This is a genomic window from Natronomonas salsuginis (assembly GCF_005239135.1).
GTDB lineage: Archaea > Halobacteriota > Halobacteria > Halobacteriales > Haloarculaceae > Natronomonas > Natronomonas salsuginis.
Genome location: NZ_QKNX01000001.1, coordinates 332497 through 347144 on the forward strand (window position 1 = coordinate 332497; position 14648 = coordinate 347144).

Here is a 14648-nt window from a genome sequence, read left to right on the forward strand (position 1 = left end):
ACGGCCATCGTCGCTCCCGGATCGAACGGCGGATTTTTGTTCGCGACCGCCCTCTCGTATATAAATGAAGCTGCTGGATACGATCACGCTCTTCGGGACGGTCGTCCTCGCCGCCCCGATCGGTCTCCTCGGCGTCGAGTTCCTCGTCGAGGGGCGGCTCGTCGCGGGCGCGGGCTTTCTGTTCGTCGCGCTCGCGCTCGTCGTTGGCGGATACCTCAAACCGAGTGTAAACGGGATCGTGGCCGACACCGTCGCCGACATCGTCACTGAGGACTCCGACGCCCGTGACGAAGAGACCTATAAGGACTGAGGGAAAACTGGCGGTATGGCCCTCGGTATCGTCCGAACCCTCCAACTTGCCGCGACGCTCGTCGTCGCCGGACCGATCGGCATGGTGGGGGTGTTCAACGTCCTCGAGGGGCGACCCGCGCTCGGCGCGTTCTTCATCCTCGCCTCGCTCGGCCTCGTTCTCGTCAGCGAGTATATATACATCCGACTGACGAGCCGGACGCTCGGTGGCCTGCGGCGGGTGAAGAACGTGCGCGGCGGCGAGTGATCGGGACCGTGACGCTCAGTTCGACTCCCGGTACGTCGACTCGGCGCACCTGATCACCTCGCGGATTGGCGCGCCGGATTCGGCGGCTACCGCCGCACAGTCGTCGTACTCCGCGCTCACGTCGTAGGTCTTCCCGGCGTCGTCGCTGGCGACTTTGACTGATACCTCGTAGCTGTCGCCTCCGACGTCGATCGAGACGGATTCGATCGAACGCTCGGCGATCCAGCGGTGCGTGGCCGACGTCTCTCTGATTCCGAGGGTTCCGGTTTCGGCGGCGAGCGACCGGGCCACTTCCGCGACGTCGCTCGGCTTGACGATCACCCGGATCTGGTGCCCAGGCCGGGACTTTTTCATCGTCGTCGGGACGACGCTCACGTCGCGCGCGCCGGCGTCGGCGAGTCGCTCGTGGAGGCCGCCGAGGACTTCGGGCGTCGCGTCGTCCACGTTCGTTTCGAGCACCCGGATCTCGTCGCGGACGAGCCCCCCCGACGATTCGCCGACCGTCGCGCGCAAGACGTTCGGGTGGTCGGAGAATGACTTATCGCCCGCGCCGTAGCCGACCCGATCGATCGACAGCGGCGGCAGCGACTCGACGCCGTCGGCGAAGTGCGCGAGGATCGCTGCCCCGGTCGGCGTCAACAGCTCCGTCTCGATCGGTCCCCCGCGCAGCGTCCAAGCGGCCGCCTCGGCGATGTAGGTGACCGCGGGCGTCGGCACCGGGTAGGTCCCGTGACTCATCGACGCCTCGCCGCCGCCGGCCGAGACGGGCGTCGTCACGACGCGCCCGACGCCGAGGTCGTCGACGAGGAGCGCGGCACCGACGATGTCGGCGATCGCGTCGTCCGCGCCGACCTCGTGGAAGTGCGTCGCGTCGAGGTCGGTACCGTGGACGCGCGATTCGGCTTCGCCGAGGCGTTCGAAGATCGCCAACGCGTCCGCTTCGGCCGGTTCGGGAAGGTCCATCTCGGCGACGATCTCTCGGCACTCGGCGTACGTTCGGTTCGGACCTGCCCCCTCCGCGTGTGTGTGCTCGTGTTCGTGGCTGTGATCGTGCCCGTGGTGATGTGCGTGTTCCTCGCTATCGTGCGTGTGGTCGTGATGGCCATGTTCGTGACTGTGGTCGTGTTCGTGTTCGTGACCGTCGTCTGCGGCGGTTTCGTTGCCGTTCGTCTCCTCGACGAGCACGTCGACGGTCGTGGCGGCGATCCCGTTCTTCGTCGTCTCGCCGATCCGGTACTCGACGGGGAGGGCGGCCTCGACGGGTGAGAGCGCGTCGGGGTTCGCACCGACCGCGAGGAGCGCGGCGAGGATCATGTCGCCGCTGGCCCCGGTCCGGCCGTCGAACGCGAGCGTGTGCATGTCGATCGATCCGGTCGCGGCGGCGAAAAAGGGACCGGTCGCGGTGCTGTCGCTGCCGATCGGGGGAACGCGAGAAGCCGGTTCCTCAGCGGAGATCCGGGACGAGCGGTGCCGCTACTTCACCGACATCGTAGCGCTGTTTCTGGCCGCCGTCGGCGCGAACGGTCGTCGCAGGGCTGTCGTCTGTCGGCATGATCGGGACCATCGGTTCGATCTCGTCTCGGGACATCTACGTCAATCAACAACCGTCATGGTCTTAAATGTAATGATTGTTGATAAAGAATACGGCAAAAACTGCTGGACCGGCTCCCGAACCCTCACGGAGCGAGCCGATCGAGGATCGGGATCTCCTCGCGGCGCGCCTCGTCGAGCGCCGACCAGTCGATCCCTGCCGGCTTCGGTCCGGCGTCGGTCCGGATCGTTCGGGTCGGCGTACAGACGACGTCGATCGGCACGTCGTGCGCGTCGGTCGTGAGCGTCTCCTCGACGACCTGCGTGTCGTGGACGGTCGTCACCGTCGTCGTGTCGCCGTCGACGAGACCGAACTCCCGGAGAATCGCGTACTCGAGATCGCTGTAGCCCTCGCCCTTTCCGATCCGCGCTCCCGAGGCGTCCACGGCGACGCTACCGACAACGATCGCGTCGAGTTTCGGGAGGGCGTCCGGCCCGAGTCGCGTCCCGTGGTCGTCCATATGCGAGACGGTCGGTGCGGCGTCGAGGTCGGATAGCTCGGCGGGATCGAGTTCGACGAAACACGCCGCATCGGCAAGCCGCGGGACGGCCATGTACACCGTCGTCCTGTTCTTCAACAGCCGACGACGGAGCGGCAACTGCGGGGCATCGGGGTTGGCCTTGACCGCGGCGGCGCTCGCGAGTTCCGGGAGCGCCATCGCTCGCTCGGCCGCCGCCCGCGCGCCGTCGAAGTTGCTGATGCGGCCGTGCGGCGGGAAGGGAAAGCGCGCGATTCCGTCGCGTTCGAGGCGGTCCCAGAGCCGCGTTCTGATCGCGTCCTTGTCGACCATCCTACGCTATTCCGCGGACGAACTCGATCTGTTCGGGACCGTAGTAGAACGTTAGCATGCCGTAGGCGAGCAGTCCCAACACGAGGCTCACGAGCCACGCTGTCACCGCCACTCGCCCGACCGTCGCGTGGGCGGTCTGACGGAGTTCGGCCGGCGTGTGCGTCAGCCCGAGCGTGATCGCGTAGAGGACGAACGGCACGGCCAGTACCGAGAGGAAGATGTGGATACCGAGGCTACCGAGATAGAGGCTCCGGAGTGGCGCGCCCGCGATGATCTCCTTTCGACCGCCGCCGCCGGTCTTCAGCAGGTACATCACCAAGAACAGGAGGATGAGCCCGAACGCCGCGAGCATCGCCGCGCGGTGTTTCTCGATCTCGCCGCGTTTGATCCAACGGATCCCGAGAACGAGACAGACGATCGTCGCCGCGTTGACGACCGAGATCGCGTGTGCGAGCAGATCGACCGTCGATTCGGAAATCTCGGGGTAGATCCCGAGATCCCCATAGAGCGTCCCGATCACGACGACGTACCCGACGACCGTCAGGAGGGCCGCGAACGCGCGTGGGTGCTCCCGAGCGAACTGCGGGCGGCGTACGGTTGACATACCTCCCCTTCGGCACCCCGAACAAAGGTCGCTTCGCTTTCCCGTCTCGCTGTCCGGTTTCGTGTCAGTCCGTCCGCGGGAGCGCGTACGCGCCGACGGCGAAGAAGCCGACCGCCAGCCCCGCGAGTACGAGGAGGTTGAGGAGCGGATCGGTCCCGACGAGTCCCGCCCCGCTCGCTCCCACATCGGCCGGCGCTCCGTAGGTCGCGGACCGAAGCCCGCGCGCGAAGTACGTCAACGGCGACAGCTGCATGAACGGCACGAACCACTCGGGGAGCAGCGCCGGCGGGACGAACGTCTCCGAGAGGAACAACAGCGGGATCGCGACGCCGTTTGAGGCCGCGATGACGCCGTCCTGTGAGCCGGCGACGCTTCCGAGCACCGCGCCAAACCCACAGAAGAGCGCGACGCCCAGCGCGACGTAAGGAACGACGAGCGGCGAGGCGACGAAGCTCGCGTCCGTGACGAGTAACACCATCGCGAGGATGACGAGCGAGGCGAGGCCGATGACGGCGACGTTGACGAGCGTCTGCGCGACGAGCCACTCGGGGCGCGATAGCGGCGTCGTCGCCAGCTTCTCGAAGCGGTTCCCTTCCCGGTGGCGGGCGACCTCGCTGCCGACGCGCGACAGCGGGGTGAACAGCACGACGACCGCGAGGTAGCCGGCGACGTAGTAGCCCGCCGGCTCGGCGAACAGGCCGCCGCCCGTCGGATCGGTTCGGATCAGTGCGCCGAAGATGAGGATCAGGATAATCGGGAAGAAGAAGGTGAAAAACACCGCCGTCCGCCGCCGCACGAAGGCGTACCACGACGCTCGGGTCTCGGCGGCGATCCGGCCGAGCCGACTCACGCCACTCCCCCCGAGGCTATCGCGTCGGCGGAACCCGCGTCCGTCCCGGTCAGCGCGATGTAGACGTCCTCCAGGGTCGGCTGTCGCCAGGCCAACCCCTCGTAGACGACGCCCGATTCGGCGAGCGCCTCGACGACTGACGGGATCTCCGTCGCCTCAGCGGGGACCGCGACGCGGCGGTCCTCGGAGATGAGTTCGTAGCCGGCGTCAGTCAGCGCGTCGACGGCGGCCTCGTCGTCTTCGGCCTCGATGACGAGGCGGCTCTCACCGCCGTATCGATCGATGAGTTCCGATGGTGAGCCGAGCGCGACGAGTTCGCCGTCGGCCAACAGCCCGACGCGGTCGGCCAGTTCCTCGGCTTCCTCCATGTAGTGGGTCGTCAACACGACAGTCGTCCCGCCGTTGGCGAGCCCCTCGATCAGCTCCCAGAGGTCGCGACGGCCGGTCGGATCGATCCCGGTCGTCGGCTCGTCGAGCATGAGCAGTTCGGGGTCGTTGACCAGCGCCGTCCCCACGCAGACGCGGCGCTTTTGTCCCCCCGAGAGGTTCTCGTAGAACGTGTCGGCGCTGTCGGTGAGTCCGACGTCGGCGAGTACCGATTCGGGATCCCGTGACTCGTCGTACAGCCCCGCGTAGTACGCAACGAGCTCTCCGGCCGTGAGCCGGTCGGCCGGCGTGAACTCCTGTGGGAGGAGGCCGATCCGATCGCGCGCGACCTCGGCGGGCGACCCACCGAAGACCGAGACCGTCCCCTCGGCGTCGGTCGTCCCCGACAGCGCGCGAACGAGCGTCGTCTTCCCAGCGCCGTTGGGGCCGATGAGCGCGAAGATCTCGCCTTCGTCCACGGAGAAGGACACGCCGTCGAGGGCGACCGTCTCGCCGTACCGACGGCGAACGTCCACCGCATCGATAATCATACGAAAACCGCGGGTGTCTCCGACCTAAAGGCTGCCGTTCGCGTCGTCCGGGTGGTGTCAGAGTTCACAACCGGTACCGCTCGCCGTCGACCGCCATGTCGTCGTCGAAGGCCTCCTCGGTCGGAATGTAGTGTGAGAGGTGGACGAGGCGGTACTCGTCGGCGTCGAGATCGTCGGCCATCGCCCGCGCGCCCTCGATCGTCATGTGCTTGGTCCCGAACGTCCGGTAGACGCCGTTCTCGTCGGAATGGTCGCCACCGAGCGGGTGATATTCGGTGTGTTTCGCCGGCACGATCCCGTCGACGAAACAGAGGTCGGGATCGTCGAGCGCGTCGCGGGACGCATCGGATATCCCGTAGTTCGTGTCACCGGAGATCGAGAGCGTCCCGCCGGTTTCGGGATCCTCGATGGCCAGCCCGTAACAGACCAACGGCGGGTGCTCGACGGGGACGAGCGTCACCTCGAAGCCGCATGTCTCGAAGGGCTCGAACGGCGTCTTGGGGCGGACCGTTATCGTATCGAGGTAGTGGTACTTTTCGTCGACCGTCTCCGCGACACTCTGTCCCGTCTGGGGATCCGTCTCGTTCGCCGCGAAGACCGGCACGTCGTCCAGCAGTCGGTAGGCGTTGCCGAGCCCGTCGAGGTGGTCGAAGTGGACGTGGCTGACGATGATCGAATCCGGCAGCGACACGTCCTGCGTGAGAAACTGATAGCGGAAATCGGGACTCGCGTCGACGAGCAGCGATTCCCCCGTTCGCTCGTTGTGCACGTGCACCGAAAAGCGGGTCCGCTCGACCCCCAGGTCGCGGGCACGTTCGCAGGTGTCGCAGTCGCATCTCGGCGTGGGCGTCCCGGTCGTGTCCCCGGTGCCGAGCAGCGTGACTTCCATCAGTGATCGTGATCGTGGTCGTGACCGTCCGACCCGCCGGCGATGAGCACGTCGGCGTCACCCTCGATCATATCCATGTTCTTCAGATTATCGCGCTCCTCGAAGCCGGCGATCGCCTCCATCAGATCGGCCTGCGTCAGGGTGATTCGCTCCTCGGTCAGCGCGTCGAGGACGGCCTCACGAAGCACGAGTCGGAGGTCGCTGCCGGTCAGCCCCTCCGTCTCGTCGGCGAGCGCATCGGGGTCGAAGTCCTCGACGTCCATCCGGCGGGTGACGATCTGCAGGATGTCCGATCGCATTCCCGCATCGGGCTTCGGGAAGTTGACGATCTCGTCGAAGCGTCGCCAGGCGGCCGCGTCGAGCTGGTCGGGGTGGTTCGTCGCGCCGATGAGCAACACGTCGTCTTGGATCAGCGAGATCTCGTCGATGCTCTTCAGCAGGGTGTTGACGGCGCGCTTGATCGCCGCGTGCTCGTCGGACGCGCGCGTCTTCGCGACGAAGTCGAACTCGTCCATGAAGAGGATGCACGGCGAGAGTCGCTTGGCGATCTCGAACGTCTTGTCGACGTTCTTCGCCGTCTCGCCGAGATACTGGCTCGTGATCATCGAGAGTTTGACCTCGACGAACGGGAGATCGAGGTCCTGTGCGAGCGCGCGGGCGACCGAGGTCTTGCCGGTGCCCGGCGGGCCGACGAACAGGAGTTTACCGATCTCTCGGAGGCCGATCTCCGCGAGGTAGTCGCGGTGTTCGATCGCCTTGACGATCTTGTGGATCTCGTTCTCCTGATCGGCGGTCAACACGAGATCGTCGAGCGTCATCTCGATCTCTTCGGGCGCGCGGATCTCGACGAGGTCCAGCATCTCCTCTTCGTCCTCGTCGAACATCTCCTCCAACAGCGAGTCGATCCAGACGCGGTCGGCGTGGATCGGGCGGTTCGTCTCGCGGGCGGCCTCGTAGTCGACCTCGCTGTCGAACCGGTCGCCGAAGGCGTACGCGAGCGTCGGGTTCTCCCCGAGCGCGTCGGCGGACGTCCGATCGAGGAACCACGATTCGGCCATCTCGCGGTCGGTGAACTCGATCTTCCCGGAGAAGTCGTCGCGGTCGGTGAACATCAGTCCGGAGATCGCGTCCCACGGTCGTTCGACGCCGGTCGCCGCGGCGATGGTGTTGGTCGTCGTCGTCAACGGTCGTTCGACCGTCCCGTCCTTCCAGAAGACCTGCCGGTATCGGGGGGGAAGATCGCGTTCGTCGAGATCGCGGTTTTCGGTGTAGATAGCCGCAGTCAACAGGAACTCAACGACATCGAGTTCGGGGCTACTCATTCCCAGTAGTCTTGCCGTGGAGGGGGTATAAGCCCGTCGAAAAACCGACATCGGGTGTCGACGCGTGGCGTGACACCGAAGTCGGTTTATCAGTGCCGCCGTTCGTTGGTGTATGTCGCTTCGCGTGACCTTTCTGGGGACCGGCGGCGCCGTGCCGACGACCCGCCGAAACACGAGTTCGATCTTTCTGCGCCGGGAGGGCGATCGGCTGCTCTTCGACTGCGGGGAGGGGACCCAACGCCAGATGATGCGCTTCGGAACCGGGTTCACCGTCTCGCACATCTTCGTCACGCACATCCACGGCGATCACACCCTCGGGATTCCGGGACTGCTCCAGACGATGGACTTCAACGAGCGCGAGGCCGCGCTGTCGATACACGTCCCCACGGCGGCGCGGAGCCGGCTCGAAGCGTTCATCGACGCCGCGGCCGGCCGCCCCTCGTTTCCGCTCCGAATCGACGGCGTCGACGACGGCGACACCGTCCTCGACGGCGACGGCTACGAGATCACCGCCTTCCGCACGGACCACGACACCCCGTCGGTCGGCTACGCGCTCAGAGAGGACGATCGCAAGGGCCGATTCGATCGCGAGCGCGCCGAGGAGCTCGGCGTTCCCGTCGGCCCGATGTTCCAGCAACTGCACGCCGGCGAGGCGGTCGAACTCGACGACGGGACGGTCGTCGAGCCCGAGCAGGTCGTCGGGCCGCCGCGTCCCGGCCGGAGCGTGGTCTATACCGGCGACACGCGCCCAACCGAGCGGACCGTCGAAGTCGCCCGCGATGCGGACCTGTTGATCCACGACGCGACCTTCGCGGCCGACCACGAGACGCGCGCCCGCCGGACCGGCCACTCGACGGCCGAGCGGGCGGCGAACATCGCGAACCGCGCCGACGCGAAACGGCTCGCGCTGGTCCATATCTCCTCTCGATACGCCGGCAACGCCGACCCGATCGAGCGGAACGCGCGCGAGGCGTTCTCGGGCGAGGAGGCGTTCGTCCCCGAAGATGGCGACGTCGTCGAGATCCCGTACCCGGACGCCGACTGACGGCCGTCGAAGGAAGGGTATAGGGGGCTCCGCCGACAGCCTCGGGTATGGAGACGTCCCACCGCGCCTTCGTCGGCGATTCCCGGGAGATGACGGCACTTTCCGAGGACAGCGTCGAGCTCGTGGTCACCTCGCCGCCGTATCCGATGATCGAGATGTGGGACGACCTGTTTCGGTCGCTCGATCCGGCCGTCGGGAACGCCCTCGACGACGGCGACGGGCGGCGGGCGTTCGAGCTGATGCACGAAGCGCTCGGCGACGTGTGGGACGAACTCGCCCGCGTGCTGGTCGACGGCGGGGTCGCCTGCGTCAACGTCGGCGACGCGACGCGGACCGTCGGGGATAGCTTCCGGGTGTATCAGAACCACGCCCGGATCGTCGAAGCCTTCGACGCGCTGGGCTTCGAGCCGCTGCCCGACATCCTCTGGCGAAAACCGGCCAACTCCGCGGCGAAGTTCATGGGATCGGGGATGCTCCCGCCGAACGCCTACGCGACGCTCGAACACGAGTACCTCCTCGTGTTCAGAAACGGCACCGAGCGGCGATCCTTCGAGCCGGGAGCCGAGCGGCGCTACGAGTCGGCGTACTTCTGGGAGGAGCGAAACGAGTGGTTCTCGGACCTGTGGATGGACGTCCGCGGGACGGTGCAGACGATCGAGACAGACGAGGGAGCCGACGGTGACCTCCGGGAGCGCTCTGCAGCCTACCCCTTCGAGATCCCGTCGCGCCTGATACACATGTACAGCGTCTACGGCGACACCGTGCTCGATCCGTTCTGGGGGACGGGAACGACGTCGATCGCCGCGATGGCCGCCGCCCGGAACTCCGTCGGCTACGAACTCGACGAAGGGTTTATAAATGTCTTCGAGGAGGCCGTGGCGGATATAAAAACGATCTCGCGGCGTGCCGCCGAAGCCCGCCTCGGCCGCCACGAGCGGTTCGTCGAGGAACGGCGCGCCGAGGGCGAGACGTTCGCGTACGACGCCGAGCATTACGACGTCCCCGTCACGACGAAGCAGGAGCGGCGGATCCGTTTATATACTATCGGGTCGGTCGAGGCGGTCGAGAACGGCTACGACGTGGCGCACGAGCCGTATACGGCGTAGCCGTGCCGTGGTGACGGCGGTGGGACTATTTATATATTATATAAACTCCCAACGAGGTGTATATAAACACCCGACCGGCCGGTCGACGACCCTCAGCCGCTCGTTAGGGCGTCCGCGACCGCCGAGAGCCACGCATCCCTGTCGTCGGCATTCATAAACGCCGACGCCGCCCCGGCCGCGTCCGCACCGCTATCGAGCGCGTCCGCGACGTCCGCCGCGTCGGTGATTCCGCCGCCGAGAAGCACGCGCGTCCGGGGGTTCTCCAAGTCGACCATCGCCACGAACGCCTCGACTCGCCCGGGGTGACTCCGCGTCATCGCGCGGCCCGTCGCGATGTCCGCGGGCGTCTCGAACAGCAGACAGTCCGGATCGAACGCCAGCGCCGCCCGCCCCGCCTCGACGCTGTCGACGCAGACGATCGATTCGAGGCCGAAGGACGCACACTCCGCGACGAACGCCTCGACGTCCGTGAGCGTATCCGGGCTCTCGGGGTGATTAATAAGCACGCCGTCGGCTCCCGCCGCGGCGACCGCCTGTATCGATATCTCCCCGTTTCCGCGCCCCGGCTCCACGGCGTCGATCGCCTGCGCGACGATCGGGAGCGAGGTCTCTTCGGCGAGCAGGCGAACGTCGGGCGTCTGCGGCGCGACGGCGAAGGTGGCGTCGGTCCGCGAGCCGACCGCCTCGATCGTCTGCGCGAGGTCGAGGCCGGCGTCGCCAGCCGTCCCCTCGTAGCGCTTGAAGTTGATGAGGAAGTGTGTATAGTCGAGTGGCATCGAGTAAGTCGGGGAGCCGTGGGGTGTTAGTTCAGTCGCCACTTTCTCGATTCTCACAGCGGTACGAAGTGGAATCTCACGATGTCAGTCGGAGGTCACTAACGCACGATGTGTTAGCACTAGCTCTCGGAGAGCCGCCGTATCGAGTGGGGTAATAGTATGACAAGTTCCATCATTGGTGTAAAAAATAGACGCAGTGACCGATCGATCGGATATATCGTTCTGTAAACTCTTCTACTGCGGATTGTGTGACCGGAATCGACGCGTCAGTCATCGCTTTCTCGATAGGGAAGTAGATTCTCCGGACGCAGTCGTAACTCGCCGAGACGTTGGTGACGTTTCGTCAGGTGACGACGAACGGTACGAATCCGCTATTCCCCGGTAGCCCGATTTTTGATGGAGGCCACGCTGGACATTCTGGATACCTAACTACTGGCCTACATGGCCAACGAGGCCGAGCCGTGGGCAGTTGAGCTTCACGAAGAGATCCTTCAGGGCGAGCGTATCGTGTTCCCCTCTCAGTACGTCGCAACCGAGTTCTATCAAGTGATGGAGCGAAACCGGGGCGATGAGGGCACTAAAGCCGGCATTTCGTAACGATTCGATAGTCGCCTCATCCCGCTCAATGATGACGACGTTTTCGCCTCGGTCTTCGAGGCGTTCAGCGAGCGCGCGACCCACCTGTCCGGCTCCGACTATGATGACTCTCATGGGTATCACATTGAGGTATTGTGCGATGTAGCGTGCCAGCCCTCCCTGAACGAGGGCTGTAACAAAGATGACCAGAAACACCGTTCCGAGTAACAAGTCCGCTTGCTGCGCTAGTGTTGGGTTATTGAGTTCCGTAGCAGCCGTTCTGAGTTCGGTGGCGAAGAGCGTCGCGACTGACGCTGGAATGATCCCTCGTGGGCCGATCGCGCTAATAAATAATCGCTCCGGAATGGTGAACCGGTCGCCGACAGTCGAGATGAACACTAATAGTGGGCGGATTACTACTGTGACCACGACGACCACACCGAGTCCAGCGACCCCGACGTCAAATATCGCCTCTGGTGGCAGTTGGGCGGCGAGTGCCATAAACACAAACGCCAAGACGAGGAGCGTGATGTCGCCCTTGAAATCGGTGATCTCCACTTTGTAGGGAATGTCCAAATTCCCTAGAGCTAACCCAGCAGTGGCGGCCGCCGCGACCCCGGCCTCGCTTGCCAGTTGATTCGCGCCTGCATACGCAGCCAACGCTCCAGCGAGTACGAGCAAGCGCGCATTCCGGGGTGCTGCGCCGGGTGAGTGATCAACGCACCGAAGCAGGTAGTAGAGGAGTGCCGCGACGAGGAGTCCGACGAGCAGTCCTTCGCCGAGACGGAGAGCAAACCCCTGAATCAGTCCCTCGGAGGACACCGTTGGACTCACCGTCTCAAAGAGCACGACCGCCGTGATCGCTGCCGTTACGTCGTTGACGATTCCCTCGGTCTCCAAGACGGCAGATACCCGATCTCTAACCAGGACGACATCAAGGGTGGGGGTGATAACTGTCGGCCCCGTCGCGACTAATAGCGCGCCGATCACGTACGAGAGCCCCCACGGCACTCCTTCCAAGAGGCGAACAGCTACCGCAGTTCCAACCAATGCGATAGAACCAATGGTAACGAGCTGGACGGCCGCACGTGGGGTTTTTTGAATCCGCTCAAACTCCAAGTGGAAGGCTCCCTCAAACACGATAATCGCTACTGCGAGGCCAACGACTGCTGGGAGGGCGTCACCGAAACTCGCGTTCGTGACGATCCCGGGGCCCAGCCGAACGATAATCAACCCGACAAGCACGAAGAAGATGATACTCGGAATCCGGAGGCGAACAGCAAGCACCTAGGCAAGGATGCCAAGCCCGATGATACCTGCAACAAGCGGGATCAGTAGATCTCCTGCCACACTTGATTCCCCGTGCGACTCCTCAATTGGCGGTACGGTATAAGATAGCTGGGGAATTACTCTGTCGTCCGTGGACTCGGTGGAAGTGTTGACAGGGTGGGCATCGGTCGGGACCGTTTGAGTGTTCCTTCATCTGGGATTTCGCCGGTTGCGTCCCGGATGCGGTCGGCTGTCCAGCGTGCGACGTTCCAGATTTTTGAGGCGGCGTCTCCGAGCGAGTCGAACCGTCTCGACGGCGAACGACGAGAACGTCGTGAACGCGCCGCAGAAGCCGACCGACAGCGATCGATCAGCGATGGTTCACCGGAGCCGCCTTTTTCGAGACGCAGCCGAAAGTACGGGTATGGACACCAGTGATTCGCCGACGGGGACTGCTCGTTACGTATTCAAGATCAGGTTCCGAGTCGAACCCTTGATACCGGAGGTGTCGGTCGATCCCGCGGAGTTCCAGACGACGCTGTACTGGGCGGCGGACCCTCCGGGGGAAGCCGGCTGGCTCTTCTTCCGCGATCATCTCTGGCGCGGCGACGTGGGGGACGAACCGTACCTACGCGAGATCGCCGAAGATGCCCTCGGTGTACCAGTGACGTCGATTTCGTTCAGCGAACTCCGGACGGATCGGGCGTATCTCGACGCGTTCCGAGATGCGATCGGTGCCAACCTCGATGCGTTCAGGGCGGATACGGTCGAGGGGGCGATGAAGAAGTACCTCGGGAGTTCGATCCACGTCGTGTGACGACAGCGGTTCGGGTACGACTCTCCTGCAGGGGCGATGGTTTATATATCGAGACGGGACCGGATGGCTCATGCGACGGATACAGCGGTTCAACTCGGATACGCGAGGGATCGAAGGGATGCCGGTCAGACTCGTCATCGCGTTGGTCGTCGGCGTCGCGAGCCTCTCGGTGATGATGAACATGATCTCGGGAATCTCGGGCGCGACGGTCATCGCCCGCGGTGGCTCGGCACGCCTCGACGGCGTCGAGGCGGCGACGACCGACCAAAACGGCGTCGCGGAGCTGGAGTTGTCGCCCGAACTCCGCCCGAATCAGGGTGACGGGACGGTCGAGTTCGAAGTCAAGCCGCCGGCCGGAAGCGAGTACGCCGACGAACGGGGGAACACGGCGCTGCTCGTGGTGAGCGATTGACGACGGACGATGTAGTCCGTATCGAGCGTGGAGACCGTGTGGCAGATCCCGAACCGCTCGCCGGCCGCCGGGGTGCGGTACCAATATAAAAACGGACCGCGATACCCGTGTGTGGTCAATATATGCTCGCAAATGGCATCACGTTCGGAGATCTGAGCCGAGAGGAAATACTGAACTACGGCGCTCTCGCAGAAGGGCGGGGGCTCGAGTCGATCTGGGTCGGTGAGTCGTGGGGGAGTGACTCGGTGTTGTCCTCTACATCTGGTGGTGAAAGAAGCTGAACTGTCTCTTTGTGACTATTCCAAACGACTCTACCGAATCGTTATTCCGGTGACAACCGCTGTTTATCTGTCTCAACTGAACGCGTTGCGTTAGCCGCCGTCAGAAACTATCACGTTCAGCAGCGCTATTCTTCTCTAACTCGCCAATTACAGCCGAGTCGTGTCCTGACGCGTATCCGTTCAGTTTGGCCGCTGCGGGAGACTCACGAAGTTGTGTAGCATCGTATCCTAGCTCTTCGAACGCGTCCATGAAAACGCGTTTCGAGCGGAGCGTGTACTTTTGATGATAGTCTTCGGCGGGGTAGAACTGCGAGAGCTGTTCGATCCGAGCGTCGATTGCGTCCGTCGAAAGCCCCCGTGTCTGTAGGAACGCTTCAAGCGCGTTCTGTTGAGCAGCCATCTCTGTGAGTGCGATATTTTGATACTGCGTCTTCCGCGTCTGCGAGCGAGGGTCGTGGCTCCGGAAGACGTGATCAACGGGGTCGGAATAGCTGATGACATCGGTGTCGAAATCGAGTTGAAACACTTCAGTGTGGTTGCCAGGCGAATGGTACGTCGGGTCGGTTTTCGTGCCCCCGCGCATCCGACTCGTGTTCGGACAACGCTGTCCAGTGCGCCGAACTTCGCATCCGGTCCCCAGAAACACCCTACCCCAAACGTTGCTGTCTCGGTCAGCTCACTGGCTGGTGCCTGCGTGTCGTACTCGCGTATCGCGGTTGGTGTTGGTGTCATGGGTCTGAACCTCCGGTGAAACGTGCGGAGCAGCTGCCGTACACGCCGCTGCATCGTATATTGGTACGCGTTCGCGACAAAAGACATCACCGACAAGAAATCAATACTCTGGTCA

15 protein-coding genes and 4 pseudogenes are annotated in these 14648 nt (G+C 64.2%); 6 read left to right on the forward strand and 13 right to left on the reverse strand.

The window, feature by feature from the left end; all coding sequences use genetic code 11:
* Positions 1–64 precede the first annotated feature (64 nt).
* Positions 65–310 (forward strand): DUF7533 family protein, encoded by a 246-nt coding sequence (locus DM868_RS01930; RefSeq protein WP_137275172.1) that lies wholly within the window; start codon positions 65–67, stop codon positions 308–310.
* A gap of 15 nt (positions 311–325) precedes the next feature.
* Positions 326–556, forward strand: a complete 231-nt coding sequence (locus DM868_RS01935) for a DUF7533 family protein (RefSeq protein WP_137275173.1) — start codon at positions 326–328, stop codon at positions 554–556.
* A 15-nt stretch (positions 557–571) separates the two neighbouring features.
* Here the strand turns inward: DM868_RS01935 and larC are convergent, their stop codons facing one another.
* From larC to DM868_RS01970, 8 genes are all read right to left on the reverse strand, one after another.
* Entirely contained in the window at positions 572–1915 is a 1344-nt protein-coding gene (gene larC, locus DM868_RS01940) for a nickel pincer cofactor biosynthesis protein LarC (RefSeq protein WP_137275174.1), read from the reverse strand.
* A gap of 85 nt (positions 1916–2000) precedes the next feature.
* Positions 2001–2144: a hypothetical protein gene (locus tag DM868_RS14990; RefSeq protein ID WP_170964406.1), complete on the reverse strand. Its 144-nt coding sequence runs from the start codon at positions 2142–2144 to the stop codon at positions 2001–2003.
* An 88-nt stretch (positions 2145–2232) separates the two neighbouring features.
* Positions 2233–2937, reverse strand: a complete 705-nt coding sequence (locus DM868_RS01945; protein ID WP_137275175.1) for a 5-formyltetrahydrofolate cyclo-ligase — start codon at positions 2935–2937, stop codon at positions 2233–2235.
* A gap of 1 nt (position 2938) precedes the next feature.
* Complete coding sequence (locus tag DM868_RS01950) at positions 2939–3541, reverse strand: DUF420 domain-containing protein (protein WP_137275176.1); 603 nt, start codon at positions 3539–3541, stop codon at positions 2939–2941.
* A gap of 64 nt (positions 3542–3605) precedes the next feature.
* Positions 3606–4391: an ABC transporter permease gene (locus DM868_RS01955; protein WP_137275177.1), complete on the reverse strand. Its 786-nt coding sequence runs from the start codon at positions 4389–4391 to the stop codon at positions 3606–3608.
* Positions 4388–5308: an ABC transporter ATP-binding protein gene (locus tag DM868_RS01960; protein WP_137275178.1), complete on the reverse strand. Its 921-nt coding sequence runs from the start codon at positions 5306–5308 to the stop codon at positions 4388–4390. The genes DM868_RS01955 and DM868_RS01960 overlap by 4 nt, the downstream gene beginning before the upstream one ends.
* 64 nt (positions 5309–5372) lie before the next feature.
* On the reverse strand, positions 5373–6197 hold the full coding sequence (locus DM868_RS01965; protein WP_137275179.1) for an MBL fold metallo-hydrolase: 825 nt from the start codon (positions 6195–6197) through the stop codon (positions 5373–5375).
* On the reverse strand, positions 6197–7519 hold the full coding sequence (locus DM868_RS01970) for an ATP-binding protein (RefSeq protein ID WP_137275180.1): 1323 nt from the start codon (positions 7517–7519) through the stop codon (positions 6197–6199). The genes DM868_RS01965 and DM868_RS01970 overlap by 1 nt, the downstream gene beginning before the upstream one ends.
* 112 nt (positions 7520–7631) lie before the next feature.
* On the opposite strand from DM868_RS01970, the gene rnz reads away from it, so the two are divergent.
* Together rnz and DM868_RS01980 are read left to right on the forward strand one after the other, a co-directional pair.
* On the forward strand, positions 7632–8564 hold the full coding sequence (rnz, locus tag DM868_RS01975) for a ribonuclease Z (protein ID WP_137275181.1): 933 nt from the start codon (positions 7632–7634) through the stop codon (positions 8562–8564).
* Between the two features lie 47 nt (positions 8565–8611).
* Positions 8612–9670, forward strand: coding sequence for a DNA-methyltransferase (locus DM868_RS01980; RefSeq protein WP_137275182.1), 1059 nt, complete (start codon positions 8612–8614; stop codon positions 9668–9670).
* A 92-nt stretch (positions 9671–9762) separates the two neighbouring features.
* Here the strand turns inward: DM868_RS01980 and DM868_RS01985 are convergent, their stop codons facing one another.
* The 4 genes and pseudogenes from DM868_RS01985 to DM868_RS15400 form a co-directional block, all read right to left on the reverse strand.
* Complete coding sequence (locus DM868_RS01985) at positions 9763–10446, reverse strand: triose-phosphate isomerase (RefSeq protein WP_137275183.1); 684 nt, start codon at positions 10444–10446, stop codon at positions 9763–9765.
* Between the two features lie 567 nt (positions 10447–11013).
* A pseudogene (locus DM868_RS01990) lies at positions 11014–12309 on the reverse strand (cation:proton antiporter domain-containing protein); the annotation flags it as partial.
* A gap of 179 nt (positions 12310–12488) precedes the next feature.
* Positions 12489–12566 (reverse strand): annotated as a pseudogene (locus tag DM868_RS15730) (transposase); the annotation flags it as partial.
* 19 nt (positions 12567–12585) lie between these two features.
* Positions 12586–12654: pseudogene (locus DM868_RS15400) on the reverse strand (camphor resistance protein CrcB); the annotation flags it as partial.
* Positions 12655–12715: 61 nt separating this feature from the next.
* Between DM868_RS15400 and lwrS the strand changes: the two are divergent.
* A complete protein-coding gene (gene lwrS / locus DM868_RS02000) occupies positions 12716–13108 on the forward strand; it encodes an LWR-salt protein (RefSeq protein ID WP_137275184.1) in 393 nt (130 codons plus the stop codon).
* A 70-nt stretch (positions 13109–13178) separates the two neighbouring features.
* On the forward strand, positions 13179–13520 hold the full coding sequence (locus DM868_RS02005; RefSeq protein WP_137275185.1) for a DUF7382 domain-containing protein: 342 nt from the start codon (positions 13179–13181) through the stop codon (positions 13518–13520).
* 381 nt (positions 13521–13901) lie between these two features.
* Here the strand turns inward: DM868_RS02005 and DM868_RS02010 are convergent.
* Positions 13902–14620: pseudogene (locus tag DM868_RS02010) on the reverse strand (peptide-methionine (S)-S-oxide reductase).
* Positions 14621–14648 lie beyond the last annotated feature (28 nt).

What these genes read in the sequence shown, in the direction of transcription:
- lwrS (WP_137275184.1), top strand. Translation starts at nt 12,716, where the DNA reads ATGGACACCAGTGATTCGCCGACGGGGACTGCTCGTTACGTATTCAAG.
- DM868_RS01980 (WP_137275182.1), top strand. Translation starts at nt 8,612, where the DNA reads ATGGAGACGTCCCACCGCGCCTTCGTCGGCGATTCCCGGGAGATGACG.
- DM868_RS01945 (WP_137275175.1), bottom strand. Translation starts at nt 2,937, where the DNA reads ATGGTCGACAAGGACGCGATCAGAACGCGGCTCTGGGACCGCCTCGAA.
- larC (WP_137275174.1), bottom strand. Translation starts at nt 1,915, where the DNA reads ATGCACACGCTCGCGTTCGACGGCCGGACCGGGGCCAGCGGCGACATG.
- DM868_RS14990 (WP_170964406.1), bottom strand. Translation starts at nt 2,144, where the DNA reads ATGTCCCGAGACGAGATCGAACCGATGGTCCCGATCATGCCGACAGAC.
- DM868_RS01970 (WP_137275180.1), bottom strand. Translation starts at nt 7,519, where the DNA reads ATGAGTAGCCCCGAACTCGATGTCGTTGAGTTCCTGTTGACTGCGGCT.
- rnz (WP_137275181.1), top strand. Translation starts at nt 7,632, where the DNA reads ATGTCGCTTCGCGTGACCTTTCTGGGGACCGGCGGCGCCGTGCCGACG.
- DM868_RS01985 (WP_137275183.1), bottom strand. Translation starts at nt 10,446, where the DNA reads ATGCCACTCGACTATACACACTTCCTCATCAACTTCAAGCGCTACGAG.
- DM868_RS01960 (WP_137275178.1), bottom strand. Translation starts at nt 5,308, where the DNA reads ATGATTATCGATGCGGTGGACGTTCGCCGTCGGTACGGCGAGACGGTC.
- DM868_RS01965 (WP_137275179.1), bottom strand. Translation starts at nt 6,197, where the DNA reads ATGGAAGTCACGCTGCTCGGCACCGGGGACACGACCGGGACGCCCACG.
- DM868_RS01950 (WP_137275176.1), bottom strand. Translation starts at nt 3,541, where the DNA reads ATGTCAACCGTACGCCGCCCGCAGTTCGCTCGGGAGCACCCACGCGCG.
- DM868_RS02005 (WP_137275185.1), top strand. Translation starts at nt 13,179, where the DNA reads ATGCGACGGATACAGCGGTTCAACTCGGATACGCGAGGGATCGAAGGG.
- DM868_RS01930 (WP_137275172.1), top strand. Translation starts at nt 65, where the DNA reads ATGAAGCTGCTGGATACGATCACGCTCTTCGGGACGGTCGTCCTCGCC.
- DM868_RS01935 (WP_137275173.1), top strand. Translation starts at nt 326, where the DNA reads ATGGCCCTCGGTATCGTCCGAACCCTCCAACTTGCCGCGACGCTCGTC.